This window comes from Citrobacter sp. Awk 4 (assembly GCF_028069725.1).
In the GTDB taxonomy this organism is placed as follows: Bacteria; Pseudomonadota; Gammaproteobacteria; order Enterobacterales; family Enterobacteriaceae; genus Citrobacter_D.
This window is the reverse complement of the sequence record NZ_JANEWG010000011.1, coordinates 49,837-72,009: the sequence shown is the minus strand read 5'-3', so window position 1 is coordinate 72,009 and position 22,173 is coordinate 49,837. Positions and strand designations below refer to the sequence as shown.

Annotated in this window: 18 protein-coding genes; 4 read left to right on the top strand and 14 right to left on the bottom strand. The window is 53.4% G+C overall.

Going from position 1 to position 22,173, the window contains the following annotated elements:
* Positions 1–5: 5 nt before the first annotated feature.
* From gntT to gntX, 3 genes are all read right to left on the bottom strand, one after another.
* Positions 6–1,322, bottom strand: a complete 1,317-nt coding sequence (gene gntT, locus NNO04_RS06750) for a gluconate transporter (protein WP_162383307.1) — start codon at positions 1,320–1,322, stop codon at positions 6–8.
* A gap of 316 nt (positions 1,323–1,638) precedes the next feature.
* Entirely contained in the window at positions 1,639–2,214 is a 576-nt protein-coding gene (nfuA, locus tag NNO04_RS06745) for a Fe-S biogenesis protein NfuA (RefSeq protein ID WP_271444015.1), read from the bottom strand.
* Positions 2,215–2,272: 58 nt separating this feature from the next.
* Positions 2,273–2,956, bottom strand: coding sequence for a DNA utilization protein GntX (gntX, locus tag NNO04_RS06740; protein WP_271444014.1), 684 nt, complete (start codon positions 2,954–2,956; stop codon positions 2,273–2,275).
* Between the two features lie 37 nt (positions 2,957–2,993).
* Here gntX and bioH point away from each other — a divergent pair, with 37 nt between their 5' ends.
* Complete coding sequence (bioH, locus tag NNO04_RS06735; protein ID WP_271444013.1) at positions 2,994–3,764, top strand: pimeloyl-ACP methyl ester esterase BioH; 771 nt, start codon at positions 2,994–2,996, stop codon at positions 3,762–3,764.
* Between the two features lie 51 nt (positions 3,765–3,815).
* Here bioH and feoC read toward each other — a convergent pair whose 3' ends face one another.
* From feoC to greB, 5 genes are all read right to left on the bottom strand, one after another.
* Positions 3,816–4,052, bottom strand: a complete 237-nt coding sequence (feoC, locus tag NNO04_RS06730) for a [Fe-S]-dependent transcriptional repressor FeoC (RefSeq protein ID WP_271444012.1) — start codon at positions 4,050–4,052, stop codon at positions 3,816–3,818.
* Positions 4,053–4,063: 11 nt separating this feature from the next.
* Positions 4,064–6,382, bottom strand: a complete 2,319-nt coding sequence (gene feoB, locus NNO04_RS06725) for a Fe(2+) transporter permease subunit FeoB (RefSeq protein ID WP_271444011.1) — start codon at positions 6,380–6,382, stop codon at positions 4,064–4,066.
* Between the two features lie 18 nt (positions 6,383–6,400).
* On the bottom strand, positions 6,401–6,628 hold the full coding sequence (gene feoA, locus NNO04_RS06720; protein ID WP_162380549.1) for a ferrous iron transporter A: 228 nt from the start codon (positions 6,626–6,628) through the stop codon (positions 6,401–6,403).
* A gap of 487 nt (positions 6,629–7,115) precedes the next feature.
* Positions 7,116–9,440 carry a Tex family protein gene (locus NNO04_RS06715; RefSeq protein WP_271444010.1) on the bottom strand — a complete coding sequence of 775 codons (2,325 nt, stop codon included), beginning with the start codon at positions 9,438–9,440 and terminating at the stop codon, positions 7,116–7,118.
* A 97-nt stretch (positions 9,441–9,537) separates the two neighbouring features.
* Positions 9,538–10,011 carry a transcription elongation factor GreB gene (gene greB, locus NNO04_RS06710; RefSeq protein ID WP_162380547.1) on the bottom strand — a complete coding sequence of 158 codons (474 nt, stop codon included), beginning with the start codon at positions 10,009–10,011 and terminating at the stop codon, positions 9,538–9,540.
* A 227-nt stretch (positions 10,012–10,238) separates the two neighbouring features.
* Here greB and ompR point away from each other — a divergent pair, with 227 nt between their 5' ends.
* Together ompR and envZ are read left to right on the top strand one after the other, a co-directional pair.
* Complete coding sequence (gene ompR, locus NNO04_RS06705) at positions 10,239–10,958, top strand: osmolarity response regulator transcription factor OmpR (protein WP_001157751.1); 720 nt, start codon at positions 10,239–10,241, stop codon at positions 10,956–10,958.
* Entirely contained in the window at positions 10,955–12,307 is a 1,353-nt protein-coding gene (gene envZ, locus NNO04_RS06700) for a two-component system sensor histidine kinase EnvZ (protein ID WP_271444009.1), read from the top strand. Before ompR ends, envZ begins: the two co-directional genes overlap by 4 nt.
* A 119-nt stretch (positions 12,308–12,426) precedes the next feature.
* On the opposite strand, the gene pckA is transcribed toward envZ, so the two are convergent.
* The 5 genes from pckA to igaA all read right to left on the bottom strand — a co-directional run bounded on the left by pckA (position 12,427) and on the right by igaA (position 18,617).
* Positions 12,427–14,046: a phosphoenolpyruvate carboxykinase (ATP) gene (pckA, locus tag NNO04_RS06695; RefSeq protein WP_271444008.1), complete on the bottom strand. Its 1,620-nt coding sequence runs from the start codon at positions 14,044–14,046 to the stop codon at positions 12,427–12,429.
* A 389-nt stretch (positions 14,047–14,435) separates the two neighbouring features.
* On the bottom strand, positions 14,436–15,314 hold the full coding sequence (gene hslO / locus NNO04_RS06690) for an Hsp33 family molecular chaperone HslO (protein ID WP_271444007.1): 879 nt from the start codon (positions 15,312–15,314) through the stop codon (positions 14,436–14,438).
* 24 nt (positions 15,315–15,338) lie between these two features.
* Positions 15,339–15,740 (bottom strand): ribosome-associated heat shock protein Hsp15, encoded by a 402-nt coding sequence (gene hslR, locus NNO04_RS06685; RefSeq protein ID WP_271444006.1) that lies wholly within the window; start codon positions 15,738–15,740, stop codon positions 15,339–15,341.
* Between the two features lie 10 nt (positions 15,741–15,750).
* On the bottom strand, positions 15,751–16,419 hold the full coding sequence (gene yrfG / locus NNO04_RS06680) for a GMP/IMP nucleotidase (RefSeq protein ID WP_271444005.1): 669 nt from the start codon (positions 16,417–16,419) through the stop codon (positions 15,751–15,753).
* Between the two features lie 65 nt (positions 16,420–16,484).
* On the bottom strand, positions 16,485–18,617 hold the full coding sequence (gene igaA / locus NNO04_RS06675; RefSeq protein ID WP_271444004.1) for an intracellular growth attenuator protein IgaA: 2,133 nt from the start codon (positions 18,615–18,617) through the stop codon (positions 16,485–16,487).
* A 322-nt stretch (positions 18,618–18,939) separates the two neighbouring features.
* On the opposite strand from igaA, the gene nudE reads away from it, so the two are divergent.
* Complete coding sequence (gene nudE / locus NNO04_RS06670; protein WP_271444003.1) at positions 18,940–19,500, top strand: ADP compounds hydrolase NudE; 561 nt, start codon at positions 18,940–18,942, stop codon at positions 19,498–19,500.
* Between the two features lie 60 nt (positions 19,501–19,560).
* Here nudE and mrcA read toward each other — a convergent pair whose 3' ends face one another.
* Positions 19,561–22,113 (bottom strand): peptidoglycan glycosyltransferase/peptidoglycan DD-transpeptidase MrcA, encoded by a 2,553-nt coding sequence (gene mrcA, locus NNO04_RS06665; RefSeq protein ID WP_271444002.1) that lies wholly within the window; start codon positions 22,111–22,113, stop codon positions 19,561–19,563.
* Positions 22,114–22,173 lie beyond the last annotated feature (60 nt).

The window sequence follows — 22,173 nt, the reverse complement described above, 5'->3', positions numbered from 1 at the left end:
GGAGGTTAAACCACCATGCCCAGCAGCAGACATCCTACCAGACCGCAGACAGAGATAATGGTTTCCAGCATTGACCATGATTTGATGGTCTCGCCGATGGTCAGGTTGAAATACTCTTTGAACAGCCAGAAGCCTGGATCGTTCACGTGGGAGAAAATCACGCTACCAGAACCGACGGCAATAACCATCAGCTCAGGGCTGACGCCAGTGGTGGCGATCAACGGTGCTACGATACCACCCGCAGTAATGGCGGCAACAGTCGCTGAACCCAGCGCGATACGCAGGACGGCAGCGATAGACCACGCCATCAGAATCGGGGAGATATTGGTTTCGTGCATCATAGAAGCGATGTACTTATCAACGCCGCTATCCACCAGAACCTGCTTGAACGCACCGCCACCACCGATGATCAACAGCATCATGGCAATGATTTTGATGGAAGAGGACAGAGTCTCGTTAATCTGATCCATGGAGCGACCACGGTTCAGACCGAAGGTGAACATCGCAATCAGAACCGCAATCAGCGTCGCCATGACCGGGTCGCCGAGGAATTCTGCGACAGCCAGGAAAGGGTGACCTTTCGGCAGGCTCATCTCTGCAATGGCGCGGAATGCCATCAGGATCACCGGCACCAGAGAAGTCCAGACGCTGACGCCGAAGCCAGGCATCTCTTCTTCAGTAAAGGTTTTGGCGCTGTACAGGCCTTCCGGAATTGGTTTGTCGATACCTTTCAGGCAGCGAGCAAATACAGGACCGGCCAGAATAACGGTCGGGATTGCCAGAATGGTGCCGAACAGCAGGGTTTTACCCATATCAGCATGGAAAATGGTCGCAATGGCAGTCGGACCCGGGTGTGGCGGCAGGAAGCCGTGGGTCACGGAAAGCGCGGCCGCCATCGGCACGCCGACAAACAGCAACGGAATATTCGCTGCCGCCGCAATGGTAAACACCAGTGGCAGCATCAGCACGAAGCCCACTTCGTAGAACAGGGCAAAACCGACGGTGAAGCCCGTTAACACGACAGCCCACTGGATGTGTTTTTTACCAAATTTGGCGATCAACGTGGTGGCGATACGCTGCGCGCCGCCACAATCTGCCAGCATTTTGCCCAACATGGCGCCGAAACCCATAATCAGGGCGAGACTGCCCAGGGTTCCACCAACACCAGCCTTGATGGAGCTAATCACTTTAACCAACGGCATTCCTTGCATCAGACCGACTGCAAGTGCTACCAGGACGAGAGCGATAAATCCGTTCATTTTGAAGCGGATCATCAGAAGGAGTAACAAGATTACACCGATAGCAACGATGACTAATGGCATGATTTACCTGGCCTTTACTTTGTTATGGGTAACGTCAGTGTTTAGATGACAAAATCCGGTTTTCCCAACAGGGAACAGAACCGCAGCGGCACCAGTACTGAGTGCCTTCGAAACTCTTTAGTTTAGTCGGCTGTTATGGGGTGGTTAGGTGCCCATACGAATGATACGGGTAACATGTATGAGTTGAGAATCACCCAGGCAGGCAAAATTTAAATAATGGGATGCAGGTCATATTATGGGGTGGGATTTTGCAGGAAAGAGAAGGCAAAAATAGAGGCCCGGTGAGCATGGTGCGTCACCGGGCAAGAGTCGGCACTTAGTAGTAAGAGTGCTCGCCTCGCTGGTGTTCGGTCAGGTCGCGAACGCCTTTCAGTTCAGGGAACTCATTCAGCAGCTGTTTTTCGATGCCTTCTTTCAGGGTGACATCAACCATAGAACAGCCGTTACAGCCGCCGCCAAACTGCAGAATGGCGTAGCCTTCATCAGTGATCTCCATCAGCGTTACGCGACCACCGTGGCCCGCCAGCTGTGGGTTGATTTGTGACTGGATCGCGTATTCCACACGTTCCATCAGCGGCGCATCATCAGCAACTTTACGCATTTTCGCGTTTGGCGCTTTCAGCGTCAGTTGAGAGCCTAACTGGTCGGTCACAAAATCAATTTCGGCATCCTCCAGATACGGAGCACTCAGCTCATCGACATAGGCAGTGAGCAGGTCAAATTTGATGGCGGTGTCGGTTGCTTCCACGGCGTCCGGCGGACAATAAGAAACGCCACACTCAGCGTTAGGCGTACCGGGATTGATCACAAATACGCGGATTTGTGTCCCTTCTTCCTGATTTGCCAGCAGTTTGGCAAAGTGCGCTTGTGCAGCCTCGGAAATATGGATCATAGTAATGGCCTAATAGTTGACTATTTTAGTTGGTTATAATACGCCCATCATCGAGGCTCTACAAGGTTCGACACAGGCACCATACCTGGACAGTCGCTGCGCCGTTGCGTAAAAGCAGCTGCGCAATCTCCGCGACGGTACTTCCGGTAGTGACGACATCATCCACAATAACCATATGGAGTCCCTGCACCGGCAATTCAAGGCGGAATGCGTTTTTCAGGTTATGTTTGCGTAATCTGGCGCTGAGATGGTGCTGTGTGGCCGTTGCCCGAACCCGCGTCACGGAATGGCTATCCCAGGCGCATCCCAGCCAGCGCGCCAACGGGCGGCACAAGAGATCGCTTTGATTAAATCCCCTGCGCCAGTGACGGCGCTGCCAAAGCGGCACGCTGACTATCCGGTCAGGTAACCGTAGGCCAGTGGCGCGGCGCGCCAGTAATACTTCCTGCAATAGCAGTCGCGAAAGGGCGACGGCAACTTCACAGCGGCGGGAAAATTTAAGCTGGTGGATAAGCGAACTCAGCGGCGGTGCATAGTCGCTAACGGTGACCAGTCGTTGCCAGGGCGGCGATTTTTGCAGACAGCGTCCACAGGGGAGAGTGGCGTGTGTGGCCGGTAAACCGCATTGTGGGCACAGGCAAACGCGGCAGCGTACCGAGTGCGCGCATACTGAACAAATTCCCCAATGACCGAGCGCCAGCGGCATTCGGCATAGCCAGCATAAACCCGGTACTGTTAGCATATGATCATCCTTGTTAGCTAAAAGAGAACAGTAACTGATGAATGACATCTGGTGGCAGACCGAAGGTCAGGGAAATTGTCATCTTGTGCTGCTGCACGGATGGGGTTTGAATGCAGAAGTCTGGAATTGCATAAGTGCGGAACTGGCTTCGCATTTCACCCTTCATCTCGTTGACTTACCGGGGTTTGGCCGGAGTCAGGGATTTGGCGCGATGACCCTCGAGGCGATGGCGGAATGCGTGCTGAAACAGGCGCCGGATAAAGCGGTTTGGCTCGGCTGGAGTCTGGGAGGACTGGTCGCCAGCCAGGTGGCGTTAACGCATCCTGAACGTGTTCAGGCGTTGGTCACCGTGGCATCATCGCCACGTTTTAGCGCTCATGAAGAGTGGCCGGGTATCAAACCGGAAATTTTAGCCGGTTTTCAACAGCAACTGAGTGAAGACTTCCAGCGGACGGTGGAGCGTTTTCTGGCGTTACAAACGCTGGGAACGGAGACGGCGCGTCAGGATGCGCGTGCTCTGAAAAAAGCCGTACTGGCGCTGCCCATGCCGGAAGTCGAGGTACTGAACGGCGGTCTGGAAATCCTCAAAACCGTCGATCTCCGTGAGCCGCTAAAAGAGCTGACCATACCGTTTTTGCGCCTGTACGGTTATCTGGATGGCCTGGTGCCGCGAAAAGTGGTGCCGATGCTGGACGCGTTATGGCCGGAGAGTGAATCATTGATATTTGCGAAAGCGGCCCATGCGCCGTTTATCTCGCATCCTGATACGTTTTGTCAGGCGCTGATAGCGTTGAAAGATAAACTGTAACAGCAACGTGTTGCCCGGCGATGTGATTTTCGCCGGGCCTTGTGCGGTGAACTATCGTAACGCCCACCACTCCCGGAGGCACGCTTTCCCCTCCGGGCAGCTCTTACAACTTCCGGAGAGGCACCCGTCGGCGTCCTCCTGAATACGCACGGCTTTACCCATGTTCTCCAACTGACTCAGCATCGCATCAATCATGGGTTGCGGGGTATTAAGTGTGTGGCTAATTTGCTTAGCCTCCATCCGTCCCCGCAGTGCCAGTAAATCACGAACCTGAATAAGTGAAGCCATTATTCGCAGCCTTAGTGGCAGTCGCCCGTTGAACTGGCGCAGCAGGAACTTGCCGTTTTACGCGTAGCCAGCAATTCGATATCCACGCGGCTACGGGCGCGACGCAACAGACCCAGAACCACAATGTTGAACAGGATGACAGCCAGAATGCAGACCAGACTGTAGGTCGGGTGCTGGCTGTAGCTGGCCACCTGATAAAACACCGTCGACAGCGAATAGGCGATGTTCAGACCCCACAGAATGGAGAAGCCCATCCAGCCACGGCTGGATTCACGGGCGATAGCGCCCATCACCGAGATGCACGGTACATACAGCAGGACGAAAATCAGATAGCTATAGGCGGCTGCCGCACTACCAAATTTGGCACCCATCACGCCCATTGCGCCTGTCGCCATTTCGCCGTCGCCTTTGCTGGCTTCAATCGGGTTCGCCAGTACGCTGAGGCTGAAGGTATCTTTCAGGCTCTGCCAGGTTTCGTCTACCGCGCCCATCAACTCATTACCGAGGTGGAACTCTGCGGGGTTGAACTCTTCTTCCTGGATGTTTTCTGCGGTGTAGAGCGTGTTGAGCGTACCGACCACGACCTCTTTCGCCATTGCACCGGTAAACAGGCCTACTGTTGCCTGCCAGTTATCTTCATGAACACCAATCGGTTTAAAGATAGGGGTGATCACGCGGCTTACGGAAGCAAGAGCGGAGTCGTTGATGTTATCGACGATTTTCCCGTTCAGGGAGAAGCTGTTAAATGCGCTGAGGAAAATACTGACGATGATGATCACTTTACCAGCGCGCAGGACGAAGCCTTTCAGACGCTGCCAGGTTTGAATGACCAGACTCTTGATGTGCGGAACATGGTAGACCGGCAGTTCCATCACAAACGGAGAGGCTTCGCCACGCATGATGGTGTGTTTGAGCATCAGACCGGTCAATACCGCCATCACAATACCGAGCACATAGAGTGAGAAGACCGCCAGCGCGCCATTCTGACCAAAGAATGCAGCCGCAAAGACCGCAAAAATCGCCAGCCGTGCGCCACAGGACATAAACGGCGCCATCATGATGGTCATCAGGCGTTCACGCGGCGCATCCAGGGTACGCGCGCCCATCACCGAAGGGACGTTGCAACCAAAGCCTACAATCAGCGGCACGAAAGATTTACCCGGTAGTCCCAGCGCTTGCATCAACCGGTCCATCACAAACGCTGCGCGCGCCATGTAACCGGAGTCTTCAAGGAAGGAGAGGAACAAGTACATCATCCCAATCTGCGGCACCAGCGGCAGAACGGTGTTGATCCCACCGCCAAGACCCTGCGCCAGGAAGATAGTTAACCACTCCGGGAAGTGAAGGGTGTAGCCAATCCACTGGATGCCATGCACAAACAGCGCGACCGAGCCGACATCAAACAGCGGCTGTAACGCACCGCCGATGTTAATGGCGAGCAGGAACATCAGGTACATAACGAACAGGAAAATCGGCAGGCCGAGGAAGCGGTTAAGGATGATTTTATCCACCGCCGTGGTGAAACGGCTGGGTTCTGCCGTCAGCGTATTGCTCACCACGTCGCAGATGGCGGCAATGCACTGGTAACGCGCGTCGGCGATATGCAGCGCCGGATCTTCCATCGTTTCGCTTAAACGCGCTATTGAGGCATCCAGACTTTGGGCTGCGTCACCGGCATATGCGCGGCTATAGATATCGCCTTCCAGCATCTGCAGGCCGAGCCAGCGACGCTGTTGCAGCGGCATCTCCGATGACATGGCCTCTGCCAGTGTATTGGCTTCACGTAACAGCGGCTGGGCATAATGCACCAGTTCAACGCTGTCATTGGCCTGATGACGGTCGATGGCTAATTTCAGTGCTTCAATCCCGCGACCCCGTGTAGAGACCAGCGGGACGACAGGGCAGCCAAGGCGTGCGGACAGGGCATCAATATCAATACGGATCTGCTGTTTTTCAGCAATATCCAGCATGTTGAGCGCCACAATGCAGGGAATGCCTAATTCAAGCAGTTGTAACGTCAGGTAGAGATTGCGCTCAAGGTTTGAGGCGTCGACCACGTTGATGAGCAGGTCAGCGTCGCCGCTCAGAATGTAATGACAGGCAATTTGCTCATCAAGTGAGGTTTGCGACGAAATGGTGGTCAGCGAATAAGTACCGGGTAAATCGACCAGCGTGACTTGGTTATCGGTCGTGGAGAACTGACCCTCTTTACGTTCGACGGTAACGCCAGCCCAGTTGCCCACGCGTTGACGCGCACCGGTGAGCTGGTTAAATAAGGTTGTCTTGCCGGAATTTGGATTGCCAATTAAACCAATGGTTAATTTTTTCATTTTTATAGACTCACTGTATTAACAGGAAACCGCTTCCACTTCTAATAAGGCCAGATCTTTTTTACGCAATACCAGGCTAACACGACGCGTTTCGATATGAATAGGGTCGCCTAAGGGTGCAACGCGCACCACATTAAAAGAGGAGCCGGGCAGCATGCCAAGAGAAAGCAGTTTTTGACGGTACGCCGGACTGATTTCACGGGCAAAACCGGTAATTTTCCACGCAGTGTCTGGAGTAAATTGCATAGGAGCCTACTTTGTTTCTCGCTAACTGGATGTTTACCTCATGCGGTGCGCAGAGCGGAGGGCATGAGACCAGATGATTAGCCAACGAAGGAAAGATTAAATAACCAACAGTACAATGATAATGAGAATGGTTTCTATCATCAATACTTAAAATGTGATCGAATGTTGTTTTGCATAATAAATTGAGCCTCTCTTGATGTGGCTCAACATTTATTCCGCTTATGGATAGGTAATGCCATTCGGCAATAATTAACCCTCTTAATGTTTAATTAATGTTTTATGTGTTAATGATGTGATAATTAAAAGTATCATTCTCACCTGATGAAATTAATTAACAGATTCATTCTGCATACTTTAATTGTTAAACCCTAAATGGATTTTCTTGCCGGGAATGAAAGAGGGAGAAACGCCGGAAATCTGAGAAAACGGAATGCTGCTTCTGGCGCGAGAGGTGTGCCAGAAGCAGGAAAACGCAAGCAAACGGGCGTTAGCGTTTTTTACCCATCGCTGCGGCCAGTGCGTCCATCATGGCGCTGTTGCCGGCAGGTTGAGCGTCGCGAGCGCGCGGTTTCGCCGCCGGACGATTACTCTGGGCACGTTCGTTACCGCCGTTACTGCGACGGGCGTTCGTTTCACCAGGCTGTTCGTCCAGACGCATGGTCAGGGCAATACGCTTACGTTGCAGGTCCACTTCCAGCACCTTCACTTTAACGATATCACCCGCTTTCACCACGGTATGGGGATCCTCGACGAACTTGTTCGACAGGGAAGAGATATGCACCAGACCGTCCTGATGAACGCCGATATCCACAAACGCGCCAAAGTTGGTCACGTTGGTGACTGCGCCTTCCAGGATCATGCCTGGCAGCAGATCGTTCATGGTCTCCACACCATCGGCAAACTGAGCGGTTTTAAACTCCGGACGCGGGTCGCGACCCGGTTTTTCCAGCTCTTTGATGATATCGGTGACGGTCGGCACCCCGAAGCGTTCGTCAGTAAAGTCAGACGCTTTCAGATTACGCAACTCGCTGCTGTTACCCATCAGGTCGCGCAATGACTGTTCGGTAGCTGCCAGAATGCGTTCGACGATGGGGTACGCTTCCGGGTGAACAGTGGAAGCATCCAGTGGGTTATCGCCATGGTTGATACGCAGGAAGCCCGCACACTGTTCAAAGGCTTTTGGTCCCAGACGGCTCACCTTCAGTAACTGTTGACGGTTCTGGAACTGGCCATTCTCATCACGCCAGCTCACGATATTCTGTGCCATCATTCGGGTCAGACCTGCCACGCGGGTTAACAGTGGCACGGAAGCGGTGTTCAGATCGACGCCGACGGCGTTTACGCAGTCTTCGACCACTGCGTCCAGTTTACGGGCGAGCTGCGTCTGGCTAACATCATGCTGGTACTGGCCCACACCGATGGATTTCGGATCGATTTTTACCAACTCGGCCAGCGGATCTTGCAGGCGTCGGGCGATAGAAACCGCGCCACGCAGCGAAACATCGAGGTCCGGGAACTCCTGAGCAGCCAGTTCGGAAGCTGAGTAAACGGATGCACCGGCTTCGCTGACAATCACCTTCTGCGCGGTCACTTTCGGGAACTGTTTCTGGACGTCGAGGAAGAAACGCTCGGTTTCACGTGATGCGGTGCCGTTGCCGATGGCGACCAGTTCAACGTTGTATTTTTCGCACAACGCGGCAACCGCGACGGCGGCTTTCGCTGCCTGACCGGTATGTGGATAAATGGTATCAGTAGCGACCAGTTTACCGGTGCCGTCGACAACGGCGACCTTCACCCCTGTACGCAGACCCGGATCGAGACCCATAGTGGCACGCAGACCGGCTGGCGCTGCCATCAGCAGATCGTGCAGGTTACGGGCGAAGACGTTAATCGCTTCATCCTCTGCGCGCTCGCGCACGGTCCCCATCAGCTCGGTTTCGAGGTGCATCAGCACTTTAATACGCCATGTCCAGCTCACTACGCCTTTACGCCAGCTGTCCGCCGGAGCATTATTCAGGCGCAGGCCGAGATGGTCCTGGATGATCTGTTCGCAGTGGCTCTCTTTCGGTGGCTCGTCGAATTGCGGATCGGCATTCAGCGAGAGCTGTAATACGCCTTCGTTACGACCACGGAACATCGCCAGCGCGCGGTGAGACGGCACGGAGGAGATGGGTTCGTGATGGTCGAAGTAGTCGCGGAATTTCGCGCCTTCTTCCTCTTTGCCTGCCACTACGGTTGCTACGATATGGGCGTTTTTCCACAGATAATCACGCACTTTCGCCAGCAAAGCCGCATCTTCGGCAAAACGTTCCATCAGGATGTAACGTGCCCCATCGAGTGCCGCTTTGGTGTCAGCCACGCCTTTTTCAGCGTCGATATAGTTGGCGGCTTCTGTTTCCGGGTCGTGGGACGGGTCGGTCCACAACAGGTCGGCCAGCGGCTCAAGGCCTGCTTCGATGGCGATTTGCCCACGGGTACGGCGCTTCGGTTTATAGGGCAGGTAGAGATCTTCGAGTTCGGTCTTACTTAATGTACCGTTGATGGCATTTGCCAGCGCATCGGTCAGTTTGCCCTGCTCGGCAATAGATTTGAGGATCGACTGACGTCTGTCTTCCAGTTCGCGTAAATACCCCAGACGCGTTTCCAGGTTACGCAGTTGCGTATCATCCAGACCGCCGGTGATTTCCTTACGATAACGTGCGATAAACGGCACGGTGTTCCCTTCGTCAAGCAGGCGAACGGCAGCTTCTACCTGTTCGGCGCGTGCCTGAATTTCGCCCGCAATAATGCGGCAGAAAGAATCATTCATCATGGATTGGCTTCATCTACTGAGTAAAAATCAGGGAATAGTTATACGGACTGACTGGCAAAAATGCCAGTCATCCACAGGTGCTTCGGATTGTTCCTGCTTATTTTACGTATTCGATCGTATTAACGTACCAGCTCGCTTCGCCCGCAGGCGTGTTCACCACGGCGAGATCGCCCACCTCTTTTTTCAGTAGCGCGCGCGCCATGGGCGAGTCGATAGAAATGTAATCCTTACGGCCGAAAATTTCATCGTAACCGACGATACGAAAGCGACGAATATCACCGTCGTCATTTTCGATTTCCACCCACGCGCCGAAGAACACTTTGCCTTCCTGCTGCGGGGAGTAGTCGACAATTTTGAGATTTTCCAGACATTTGGTCAGATAACGGACACGACGATCAATCTCCCGTAGTCGCTTTTTATTATACTGATAGTCGGCATTCTCGCTGCGGTCGCCAAGACTCGCGGCCCAGGTCACTTTTTTGGTGACTTCAGGGCGCTCTTCACGCCAGAGATAATTTAGCTCTTGTTTGAGTTTTTCGTACCCTTCCCGGGTGATCAGGGGCGTTTTCATCTTATTGATTTACCTTCGACGCTGTGATTGTGCGCACAATTAGTATTACGCGATCTCATCAACAGAATAAATAATGTGCCGCAAGTTTCATTGTATACTTAAGCTGCTGTTAAATATGCTTTGTAACAATTTAGCCTGGAATTCATACCAGAATTCACTGGTGACGAACGTGAGCTTTCTTAAGAATACACACTTACAATTGTTGCGAACCTTTGGGAGTAAAAACAATGCAAGAGAATTATAAGATTCTGGTGGTAGATGACGACATGCGTCTGCGCGCGCTTCTGGAGCGTTATCTGACCGAGCAGGGCTTCCAGGTTCGAAGCGTCGCCAACGCTGAGCAGATGGATCGTCTGCTAACCCGCGAATCCTTTCACCTCATGGTACTGGATTTAATGTTGCCAGGTGAAGATGGCCTGTCGATTTGCCGCCGTCTGCGCAGCCAGAGCAACCCGATGCCGATCATCATGGTCACGGCGAAAGGGGAAGAAGTGGACCGCATCGTCGGCCTCGAAATCGGTGCGGACGACTACATCCCTAAACCGTTCAACCCGCGTGAACTGCTGGCGCGTATTCGCGCGGTGCTGCGTCGTCAGGCGAACGAGTTGCCGGGTGCGCCGTCTCAGGAAGAAGCTGTTATTGCTTTCGGGAAGTTCAAACTGAATCTGGGCACCCGCGAGATGTTCCGCGAAGACGAGCCTATGCCACTGACCAGCGGTGAGTTTGCGGTTCTGAAGGCGCTGGTGAGCCACCCACGTGAACCGCTGTCGCGCGACAAACTGATGAACCTGGCGCGTGGTCGTGAATACTCCGCCATGGAACGTTCCATCGATGTGCAGATTTCTCGTTTACGTCGCATGGTGGAAGAAGATCCGGCACACCCACGTTATATTCAGACCGTTTGGGGTCTGGGCTATGTCTTTGTGCCGGACGGTTCTAAAGCATGAGGCGAATGCGCTTCTCGCCACGAAGTTCATTTGCCCGCACGTTGCTACTCATCGTCACTTTGCTGTTTGTCAGCCTGGTGACGACCTATCTGGTGGTGCTGAACTTTGCGATTCTGCCGAGCCTCCAGCAGTTTAATAAAGTCCTGGCCTACGAAGTTCGTATGCTGATGACGGATAAACTGCAACTGGAGGACGGCACGCAGCTTGTTGTGCCTCCCGCGTTCCGCCGGGAAATTTACCGTGAGCTGGGCATTTCTCTCTACTCTAACGAAGCCGCTGAAGAGGCTGGCCTTCGTTGGGCGCAACACTATGAATTCTTAAGTCATCAGATGGCGCAGCAGTTGGGGGGCCCTACGGAAGTTCGCGTTGAGGTCAATAAAAGCTCGCCCGTCGTTTGGCTAAAAACCTGGCTATCACCCAACATTTGGGTACGCGTGCCGCTGACCGAAATCCATCAGGGCGATTTCTCCCCACTGTTTCGCTATACGCTGGCGATCATGCTCATGGCGATAGGCGGCGCATGGCTGTTTATTCGTATCCAGAACCGACCGCTGGTGGATCTCGAACATGCGGCGCTGCAGGTCGGGAAGGGCATTATTCCGCCGCCGCTGCGCGAGTATGGCGCGTCGGAGGTGCGCTCCGTGACCCGTGCTTTCAACCATATGGCGGCGGGCGTGAAGCAACTGGCTGATGACCGTACGTTGCTGATGGCGGGGGTGAGCCACGATCTGCGCACCCCGCTGACGCGCATTCGTCTGGCCACTGAAATGATGGGCGAAGAAGACGGTTACCTCGCGGAGTCCATCAACAAAGACATTGAAGAGTGCAACGCCATTATCGAACAGTTTATCGACTACCTGCGTACCGGGCAGGAAATGCCGATGGAGATGGCCGATCTTAATGCTGTCCTGGGCGAAGTCATTGCGGCGGAAAGCGGCTACGAGCGTGAAATCGATACCGGGCTGCAGCCAGGCATTATTCAGGTGAAGATGCATCCGTTGTCGATTAAGCGTGCGGTCGCCAATATGGTGGTCAACGCGGCACGCTATGGTAATGGCTGGATTAAAGTCAGTAGCGGGACGGAACCTCATCGCGCCTGGTTCCAGGTTGAGGATGATGGTCCGGGTATCAAGCCGGAGCAGCGCAAACACTTGTTCCAGCCGTTTGTACGCGGCGATAGCGCCCGCAGCACCAGTGGTACCGGATTGGGTCTGGCGATTGTGCAGCGTATTATTGATAACCATAACGGGATGCTGGAGATTGGCACCAGTGAGCGGGGCGGACTCTCTATTCGTGCCTGGTTACCGGTTCCGATGGCTCGCATTCCGGCGACAATCAAAGACGTGTAGAAAATAGGTGTGAAAAAGGGAGGCTAAATGCCTCCCTTTGTTTTTCTGAACAGCCTGATGGCTGTTCGTGTTGTGCCAGGCCGGATAAGGCATTTATGCCGCCATCCGGCACATTCGACTTACAGCTTCGGACCGGCGCTTACCAGCGCCGCGCCTGCCGGGGTATCGGTGTATTTCTCGAAGTTATCAATAAACAGTTTTGCCAGCGCGGCAGCTTTTTCCTGCCACTGTTCTGGTGAAGCATAGGTGTTACGTGGATCAAGAATGCGGGCATCCACACCCGGCAGCTCGGTAGGGATTGCCAGGTCAAACATCGGCAGACTGAAGGTTTCCGCGTCGTCCAGGGAACCATTCAGGATGGCATCGATGATAGCGCGAGTATCTTTGATGGAGATACGTTTGCCAGTACCGTTCCAGCCGGTGTTTACCAGGTAAGCCTGCGCGCCTGAGGCCTGCATACGTTTTACCAGCACTTCTGCGTACTGTGTCGGGTGCAGCGACAGGAATGCTGCGCCGAAACAAGCGGAGAAGGTCGGTGTGGGTTCAGTAACGCCGCGCTCAGTCCCTGCCAGCTTAGCGGTAAAACCAGACAGGAAGTGATACTGCGTCTGGTTTGCCGTCAGACGGGAAACCGGCGGCAGTACGCCGAACGCATCAGCGGTCAGGAAGATCACTTTGGTAGCATGACCCGCTTTGGAGATCGGTTTGACGATGTTATCGATGTGATAGATCGGGTAAGAAACGCGGGTATTCTCGGTTTTGGAACCATCATCAAAATCAATGGTGCCATCGTCGCGGACCGTCACGTTTTCCAGCAGCGCATCACGGCGGATTGCGTTATAGATCTCCGGTTCAGCCTCTTTAGACAGCTTGATGGTCTTCGCGTAGCAACCACCTTCAAAGTTAAACACGCCGTCGTCATCCCAGCCGTGTTCGTCATCGCCAATCAGACGACGTTTCGGGTCGGTAGAGAGAGTGGTTTTGCCTGTGCCGGAAAGACCAAAGAAGACCGCGACATCGCCTTTCTCGCCCACGTTGGCGGAGCAGTGCATGGAAGCAATACCCTTCAGCGGCAGCAGGTAGTTCATCACTGAGAACATCCCTTTCTTCATTTCACCGCCGTACCAGGTACCGCCAATCAATTGAATGCGTTCGGTCAGGTTGAAAGCCACGAAGTTCTCGGAGTTTAATCCCTGTTCTTTCCACTGTGGGTTGGTGCATTTCGCGCCGTTCATCACGATAAAATCAGGCTTGAAGCTGACCAGTTCTTCATCGCTCGGGCGGATGAACATGTTTTTGACGAAGTGAGCCTGCCAGGCAACTTCCGTAATAAAACGTACAGAAAGGCGGGTATCGGCGTTTGCACCGCAGAAGGCATCAACGATGAACAGACGCTTGCCGGAGAGTTGTTGGGTCACCAGACCTTTCAGATGCTGCCAGGTTTCCTGGGCGAGCGGTTTGTTGTCGTTCTTCCCTTTGCCTTTGTCGGACCACCAGAGCGTATCACGCGTGGTGTCATCACGGACAATGTACTTATCCTTTGGCGAACGGCCGGTAAAAATACCGGTATCAACAGCAACGGCGCCGAGGTTCGTTAGCACACCACGCTCATAGCCTTCCAGGGAAGGGTCCAGCTCTTCCTGGTACAGCGTTTCGTAGCTTGGATTGTAAACGATATCCTGAACGTCATTGATACCATAAGCCTTGAGATCTTGCGGGGTTAAACTGTTAACACGCATTTCACTGCTCCTTAGCCAATATGTATTGCCTGAAATATTAAGGTTTTTTCGGGTTTGTTTAACGCGACAAGGCTCATAGATTTACGCATCTGGAAAAAATCACGATTGACTGAAAACGCTGCGACTCCTGTCACGAAGCGGCGATTATTATGGCAGGAAACACTTTTTTGTTGTGGAAAATGTTCCTAAAACGTTAAACAGAAGTGTATCTGGCGGAAATATTGTGACTGTAATCGCATTCATAGAAGAAAATTACGTAACGACAATGTTTAAATTATCGATTCACGTCGAAATAAAAAGCGAGAAGTTGAGAGAAAAATGTGAGGAATGCCGGGCGGCGTTACTGCACACCCGGCCTGTCGCGTCGCCATCCGGCGTCTTAAACGCGATTAATGTACCTGCGGATCGGCAGGAGAGGCGTTGCTACGGATCTCTGCAATATCCATCGCATTGAACAGATAGTGGCTACCGCAATAATCGCAGTGCATATCGATCTCGCCTTCTTCAGCCAGGATGCTGTCGACTTCTTCATCCGGCAGCGTTTTCAGCGCGCCTGCACAACGTTCACGCGAACAGGTGCATTTAAACTCAACATCCTGTGGATCGTAGAGTGTGACCTCTTCTTCGTGATACAGACGCCACAGTATTTCGGTCGCAGGCAGCGTCAGCAGTTCTTCAGTTTTGATGGTTTCCGTCAGCGTCGCCAGATGATTAAAATCATCTGTCTGGGCATTCTGGGCAGGCATTACCTGCAACAGCATGCCACCTGCCGCCGGTTTACCCTCAATGTCGCCCGTGCGAATAAACAGGCGTGTGGGTAACTGTTCAGAGCGCTGGAAATAGTCTTCCAGACATGCCGCCAGCGTGTCGCCTTCCAGACCCACTACGCCCTGGTAGCGTTCACCTTCTTCTGGCGTGATGGTGATGACCAGATAACCGTTGCCGACCAGCGTTTTCAGATCCGCATTTTCAGGAATATCGCCCTGAACGCGGGCGACGCCACGCATCTGTTGGTTGTTGTTTCCGTTGATCACCGCCAGGCTCATCGGGCCGTCACCCTGCAGTTGCACGGTGATATCACCCGCAAATTTCAGCGTTGCGGTGAGCAGGCTGGTTGCAACCAGCAGCTCGGCCAGCACGGTTTTCACCGGCTGCGGATAACTATGATTCTCGAGGATCTGTTGCAGGGTTTCCGATACGGTCACCAGTTCGCCGCGTACGGCAAAGTTTTCAAACAGATAACGGTGTAATTGGTCATGTTGCGGCATAATCATCTCTCTTGCAGGTGACAGTCACTCACTGTCGCCGTGTTTAAATCGTAACAGGTCGCGGCGTTCTTTTTTATCCGGGCGCCTGTCCGGGTGCGGCATGGTCAACGCATTAAGCTTACGCGCCAGCGCGACTTTTTCGCGTTTTTCTACGCTTTCTACCGTCTCTTCATACAGTGCGACGGCTTCGCTTGCCGGGCGGCGTTGCTCGGTAATCGCTTTGATGATGACCGTGCGCTCGTCATTACCCTGGCGCAGCGTCAGGGTGGCATTCAGCTCGACAATTTTACTCGGCTTACTGCGCTGCCCGTTATAGTGCACCTTACCGCCTTCCACCATTTCACGAGCGATAGCGCGGGTTTTATAAAAACGTGCAGCCCACAGCCATTTATCCAGCCTGACCTCAACAGAGGGTTTCTCTTTCATGGTGACTCCTTCACATCAGCGAGGGGATCAATCGGCGGTAGTCATTCAGTGACGGATGGCGAGTATACTGCTTTTCCGCGATACCGGAGTCGGGATTGGTCACGCCGAGGCAGTAACGAATGCCAAATTGGGCGGCGGCGTCGAGGATCGGCTCGCTGTCATCGATAAACAACGTTTTCTCCGCGTTCATCCCCGTCTCTTCAGCCACAGCGTGCCATAACCGCTGATCCTCTTTGGGATAACCAAATGTGTGGGTAGAAAGTAATAAATCAAGGTGTGAGGCCAGACCGGTATGCTCCAGCTTCACCGCCAGGTTGTGTGGGTGCGCATTGGTGAGCAAAATACGGCGTTTACCGCTTGCTTTTAACGCATCCAAAAACGGAACGGTATCATCGCGCAGAACGGCGCGCGGCCCTTGTTCTGTCGTCATGGCGCAGATATCCAGTCCCAGCCGTTCGCTCCAGTAATCCAGACAGTACCAGTTTAACGTATGCTGTACGTCTTGATACTGCTGGCGGATAAATTCCTGGGCTTCTTGTGGAGAGATACCGTGCTGCGCGCCGTAGGTTTCCGGCACCAGTTTTTGCCAGAAATAGTTATCAAACGCGAGATCAAGCAGCGTGCCGTCCATATCCAGCAAAACGGTATCCACGTCCTGCCAGGCGATATCAATGTGCATGGGTTCTCTCCTGAGTGAAGCAATGTGCGCGACAGGGTAGCATACCCTGTCGCACGAGCGTGTTATCAGATGAGGCTTTCAGGGGAGGCGATCAGTTTCGGATTCAGGCAGCTTTCGTAGTATTCCTGAATTTCAGTCATGCGGGTGCGATTGCGCTGATAGCGTCTGAACGCCTGTACGCCGTTGTAGATCGCACTGCCCAACATGGCCAGCATCAGCAGCGTCGTACCGAGGTAGCGCCAGAGACCTGAGCGGTCTGGAATACGGTGCAGGCTGATATGCTGCGTTCCGTTGGCGTCGGTATAAATACTGGTGACAATCCCTTCAGCGCTAAACGGCGTTTGCATGAGCATTTGGGCCAACCGCTGGAAGGCAGCCCATTGCTCCTGAGCCGGGTGGTCATACAGTGAAACGGCGGGGTAAGTCTGGTCAACCAGATCGCTGCCTTCGTCACTGATAATCAGGAATCCTCCCGGCGCGGGGCTGTTTAGCGACTGGGCAGCACGCGCGGTTTCACGCGAAATAAACGGCGCGGTTGAGGTGGTTACTAGATTATCCAGTGACTCTGCGCTAACGGGGCGCAACAGAACATTGACGCCATTGAGCTTTCCGGCGTTGGCGCGTTTAACCAGCGCATTCCAGTCTTTGCTATTGCCGAGGTTCACCAGGGCATTTTTCAGGCGTACACACTCATCTTCGGCGGAGCACAGGTCAGCCGTTTTCAGCACGATGTCACCGAAGTCATCCAGTAACACCATGCCAGATTTTTGAATCGCCGAGCGTAACGAGGCGCTAACACGCGAATCATCTTCCGGTTTGGGGTGCAATTGTCGGCTGATGGCCTGATTGAGCGCCGTCGCTTTATTGACGAGTTCGGACTCTGGCAGCGGTAAGGTCCTGGCGTCATTCCAGATAATTTGAGAGCAATCAAAGGGCATGAACGGGGAACCCGTCTGCGCGGTCCAGCTCCCTGGCGTATGGATATTGCACATGCCTTTACCGCTCAGATGCAGAGTATCACCCACGCGAACGCCGGCCTCTTCGAGTTTTTTCACACTAGTGGCTTCAATGGTTTGGGCTCCTTTCATCCACGACAGCGTGAATTTGATGGGCATATCCAGTGGGATCCAAAACAGCAGCATCAGCAGCACCAGCAGGGAACCGCCGGAGATGACCAAACTGCGCAACCAGTGCTGTAGCGGGAAGTTTTTGACCTCGTCATGCAGAGATAAAAAGCGGCCCTGACGTACAACGTGGCGATCCAGATAGATATCAATATCGGTTTGCTGACCGAGATCCTGTGCGATGTAAGGCTGCCAGTGAGCCGGGTAAATCAGGTCAATGATCCCCAGTGAGATATTGTTGATTTGTTCCTGGTTGTTTTCACCGAATAGCCCCCAGCGACGCGGGGTGCCTCTTAAACAGTGGATTTCCCGTAGCGCGGTTTTAGAGGGCGGTGCAAGCAATCCCCAGAGACCCGCGGCCGACAACAAAATAGCGCCGCCAGCCATCCACGGAACAAACACATCTGGCGTTATCAGGCAGAAGAAAAACAACAGGAAAGAGGCGACAATCAGCACTGCCTCACGAAGACCCGCCGGACGGCTCAACGCATACTCTTCATGCGTTTCCTGGCGAATGTTCAGCAGTTCAATTTGTTCACTCTCTTCACCGCGGATCGATGCCTGAGTGGAGGCGGTGTGCTGCAATGCATAGCCACGCGTCTCTTGCATGTATTCCTGCAGCGTGTGACCGTTCAGTGAGATAACCAAAGGCAGCTTATCGGTATGGATCAGTTCAACGTTATTTTCGTCATTGATGTACTGTTCCCAGAAAGGCGGCAGATGAACCTCAACCGAGTCGAGATAGTATCGCCATTTATTGGGATCGTCGGTGGTAATGCCGTAACGTGTGATCGAATGCGTCAGAACGATAACGTTGTTGCTCTCGGCATTGAGAGTGAGTGACACAGGCGCGGCACTGGCGCCTGTCGGTCCTGGCACTTGCTGGATTTGGCTGAGATTGTCGAGATAGTTCTCAACGGCGCTGCGCTCTTCGGGCGTCAGCTTACGCGTGGCTGCCTCCGGGAAGGCATTGATCCAGGGCAGGCTCCGCCGCCTGGCGCGTGCTCTGAGTAGCCATCCTGCCAGTAGACAGCAGGCCAGCAAAGCAGCTAAAAAAATCAGAATGGTGCTCATGCTTTCCCCATCTTACTAAGTCTGTCAGGTGTGGTCAGTCGCACCCTGTCCAATAAACGTGATTTTGTGGTTGGCTATCGGCAAGTGTGGAGTTGAACTTGAGCATTTTTAAGCGCATCCCATTGAATGCAAATCATAGCAAAACCACCAAATGCGGAATATCAGCAAATTCCTGGAGTTATTTCAACCTATTGACTTTTAATTTGAAATAAGAATTAATTTTAACTGCGTTGCATAAATGTAAATAAATGGCAATTCACATTGCCGAAAGCGTGCTGCATATCGCACAATGGCGTCAGATTTCACTGCAAAGACTCTCACGATGAGCAAATCATTACAAAAACCCACCATTTTGAAAGTAGAAACTGTCGCACAATCGCGCCTGTTCAACGTTGAAAGCGTGGACCTTGAGTTCAGCAATGGTGTGCGACGTGTCTATGAGCGTATGCGTCCATCCACCCGCGAAGCGGTAATGATTGTACCTATCGTTGATGATCACCTGATTCTGATCCGTGAATATGCGGTGGGAACGGAGTCCTACGAACTGGGGTTTTCCAAAGGGTTGATTGATCCCGGAGAGAATGTGTTTGAGGCCGCGAACCGCGAATTAAAAGAAGAGGTTGGCTTTGGTGCGCAGGATCTGACGTTTTTAAAGAAACTGAGCATGGCACCTTCCTATTTTTCAAGCAAAATGAACATTGTGGTGGCTGAAAGCCTCTATCCGGAATCGCTGGAAGGCGACGAACCCGAACCGTTGCCGCAGGTGCGCTGGCCGCTGGCGCATTTGATGGACCTGCTGGAAGAGCCGGACTTTAATGAGGCGCGTAACGTGAGCGCTCTGTTTCTGGTGCGCGAGTGGTTGAAAGGGCAGGGACGTCTGTAGGCCGTCATTCGGCAGCGCAATGCAGCAAAAATAAAAAAGGCGCCGAAGCGCCTTTTTTGATCAGAACAGTTCCTGCGACTCACCATTATCAATAATGGTTGTTCCCACCTCATGCACCGCGTGCTGTGTTGGCTGGGTACCTTCGATGAAATACTCTTCGCGACTGTTACCGCCATTGGCCAGTTGACCCGTACTGCGATCGATATTGACCGTTACAATCCCTGGCGGCGGCGCCAGCGGCTGCTCAGGTACGCCTTCCAGAACGGATTTCATAAACGCATCCCATGCTGGTTGCGCACTCTTCGCTCCGCCTTCATAGCCGGAGATCTGATCTTTTATCGCGCCGGACGCCGTCGTGCGTCCCAGATCGCGGCGGTGATCGTCAAAACCAATCCACACAGACGTCACGACGCCGGGGCCGTATCCGGAGAACCATGCATCTTTCGAGCTGTTGGTGGTACCGGTTTTACCGCCGATGTCCCGACGCTGCAGGTCGCGACCCGCTCGCCAACCGGTGCCCATCCAACCGGGTTCGCCGAAGATATTGGTGTTCAGCGCGCTTTTTATCAGGAACGCCAGCGGTGTGTTAATCACATGTGGGGCATATTCCTGTGTACCGCTTTGAGCAACTAACGCCTGGTTTGCCTGTTCAAGCTGTGGCATCGGCACAGTGGCGTTTTGCTGCTCCTGAGAAACGGCGACATCTTCGACGTTGCTGTTCTCCAGGACGTTCGATTTTTGCGTATCGCCATAAATGACCGGGATATCACACTCCGGGCAGGCAATTTTCGGCTTCGCTTCAAATATGACGCCGCCCTGGTCGGTTTCAATCTTACTGATGAACCAGGGATCGACCAGGAAGCCGCCGTTTGCCATCACGGCATAGCCTCGCGCTACCTGCATCGGCGTGAAGGATGCGGAACCCAGCGCCAGCGATTCGGTATGTACGATGTTTTGCGCCGGGAAGCCAAAGCGTTGCAGATATTCTGCTGCGTAATCGACACCCATTGCGCGCATGGCACGTACCATGACCACGTTCTTCGATTGACCGAGACCCTGACGTAAACGGATCGGACCGGCGTACTGCGGCGGTGAGTTTTTAGGGCGCCAGTCAGAACCGGCACCGGCATCCCAGCGTGAAATGGGGACGTCGTTCAACATGCTCGCCAGCGTTAAACCTTTATCCATCGCGGCGGTATAGAGGAACGGCTTGATATTCGATCCCACCTGGCGCAGCGCCTGGGTGGCACGGTTAAATTTGCTCTGGTTGAAGTCAAAACCACCGACCAGCGCCATTACCGCACCGTTTTGCGGATTAATGGAAACCAGCGCGGAGTTAACATCCGGCACCTGCGCCAGCCACCAGGCATCACCCACCTGACGAACCCAGACTTGCTGACCCGCTTGTACGGCATCGGTCACTTTACGCGGCGTGGGGCCTTGTAGTGTATCTGAGCGGTACGGGCGCGCCCAACGAACGCCTTCCATGCGCAGTGATACCGATGTGCCATCTGCCAGCGTTGCCGTGGCTTCTTGTGGAGTGGCGCTGGTGATCGCCGCCGGGAGCAAGGGTCCATAAGTAGGCAGCGCTTTCAGCGTGTCGGTAATTTTTTTGCTGTCCCAGGCGGTTTCACCCACTTTCCACAAGACATTTGCCGGGCCGCGATAACCGTGGCGCATGTCGTAGTCCAGTACGTTATTGCGTACAGCTTGTTGAGCTGCCTGTTGGACTTTGCGGGTGATCGTGGTGTAAATGCGATAGCCATCTTCATAGGCATTTTCACCGTAGCGGTTGTACATTTCCTGGCGCACCATTTCTGATAAATAGGGGGCAGAAAACGCGATTTCCGGTGCATGGTAATTTGCATCAATCGCTTCGTTACGCGCCTGATCGTACTGGTTCTGGGTGATATACCCTTCGCTCAACATACGCGACAGAACCACGTTACGTCGCGCTGTGGCGCGATCCATGGAATACAGCGGGTTAAACGTAGAAGGGGCTTTTGGCAGACCGGCAATGACCGCCATTTCACTCAGGCTGAGCTGGTCAACGGTTTTACCAAAATAGACCTGCGCTGCAGCACCGACACCATAGGCACGGTAACCGAGGTAGATTTTGTTCAGATAGAGTTCGAGGATCTCATCTTTGCTCAGAAGTTGCTCAATGCGGATAGCAAGGAATACTTCCTTAATTTTACGCATCAGCGTCCGTTCTGGACTGAGGAAGAAGTTTCTCGCCAACTGTTGAGTAATGGTACTCGCCCCCTGGGACGCATGGCCAGAGAACAGCGCTACGCTTGCCGCACGGAAGATCCCTACAGGGTCCACACCGTGGTGCTCGTAAAAGCGGCTGTCTTCCGTGGCGATGAAGGCTTTCACCATGACGGGCGGCATTTGGTTGAGCGTGACCGGAATTCGACGTTTCTCGCCATACTGCGCGATCAGCTCACCCTCCGCGCTATAAACCTGCATCGGAATTTGCAAACGCACGTCTTTTAACGTCGCGACGTCAGGTAGTTGCGGCTCGATATAGCGATAGAGACCATAAATCGAGCCTGCTCCCAGCAGGATGCAACATACTGCAAGGATCAATAAATACTTTACGAACTTCACTGGAGATTTCCCATTTAGTGTCATTTGGGCAGTTTATAAACAAACGCGCGGTAGTATAAA

What these genes read in the sequence shown, in the direction of transcription:
- gntT (WP_162383307.1), bottom strand. Translation starts at nt 1,322, where the DNA reads ATGCCATTAGTCATCGTTGCTATCGGTGTAATCTTGTTACTCCTTCTG.
- nfuA (WP_271444015.1), bottom strand. Translation starts at nt 2,214, where the DNA reads ATGATCCATATTTCCGAGGCTGCACAAGCGCACTTTGCCAAACTGCTG.
- gntX (WP_271444014.1), bottom strand. Translation starts at nt 2,956, where the DNA reads ATGCTAACAGTACCGGGTTTATGCTGGCTATGCCGAATGCCGCTGGCG.
- bioH (WP_271444013.1), top strand. Translation starts at nt 2,994, where the DNA reads ATGAATGACATCTGGTGGCAGACCGAAGGTCAGGGAAATTGTCATCTT.
- feoC (WP_271444012.1), bottom strand. Translation starts at nt 4,052, where the DNA reads ATGGCTTCACTTATTCAGGTTCGTGATTTACTGGCACTGCGGGGACGG.
- feoB (WP_271444011.1), bottom strand. Translation starts at nt 6,382, where the DNA reads ATGAAAAAATTAACCATTGGTTTAATTGGCAATCCAAATTCCGGCAAG.
- feoA (WP_162380549.1), bottom strand. Translation starts at nt 6,628, where the DNA reads ATGCAATTTACTCCAGACACTGCGTGGAAAATTACCGGTTTTGCCCGT.
- NNO04_RS06715 (WP_271444010.1), bottom strand. Translation starts at nt 9,440, where the DNA reads ATGATGAATGATTCTTTCTGCCGCATTATTGCGGGCGAAATTCAGGCA.
- greB (WP_162380547.1), bottom strand. Translation starts at nt 10,011, where the DNA reads ATGAAAACGCCCCTGATCACCCGGGAAGGGTACGAAAAACTCAAACAA.
- ompR (WP_001157751.1), top strand. Translation starts at nt 10,239, where the DNA reads ATGCAAGAGAATTATAAGATTCTGGTGGTAGATGACGACATGCGTCTG.
- envZ (WP_271444009.1), top strand. Translation starts at nt 10,955, where the DNA reads ATGAGGCGAATGCGCTTCTCGCCACGAAGTTCATTTGCCCGCACGTTG.
- pckA (WP_271444008.1), bottom strand. Translation starts at nt 14,046, where the DNA reads ATGCGTGTTAACAGTTTAACCCCGCAAGATCTCAAGGCTTATGGTATC.
- hslO (WP_271444007.1), bottom strand. Translation starts at nt 15,314, where the DNA reads ATGCCGCAACATGACCAATTACACCGTTATCTGTTTGAAAACTTTGCC.
- hslR (WP_271444006.1), bottom strand. Translation starts at nt 15,740, where the DNA reads ATGAAAGAGAAACCCTCTGTTGAGGTCAGGCTGGATAAATGGCTGTGG.
- yrfG (WP_271444005.1), bottom strand. Translation starts at nt 16,419, where the DNA reads ATGCACATTGATATCGCCTGGCAGGACGTGGATACCGTTTTGCTGGAT.
- igaA (WP_271444004.1), bottom strand. Translation starts at nt 18,617, where the DNA reads ATGAGCACCATTCTGATTTTTTTAGCTGCTTTGCTGGCCTGCTGTCTA.
- nudE (WP_271444003.1), top strand. Translation starts at nt 18,940, where the DNA reads ATGAGCAAATCATTACAAAAACCCACCATTTTGAAAGTAGAAACTGTC.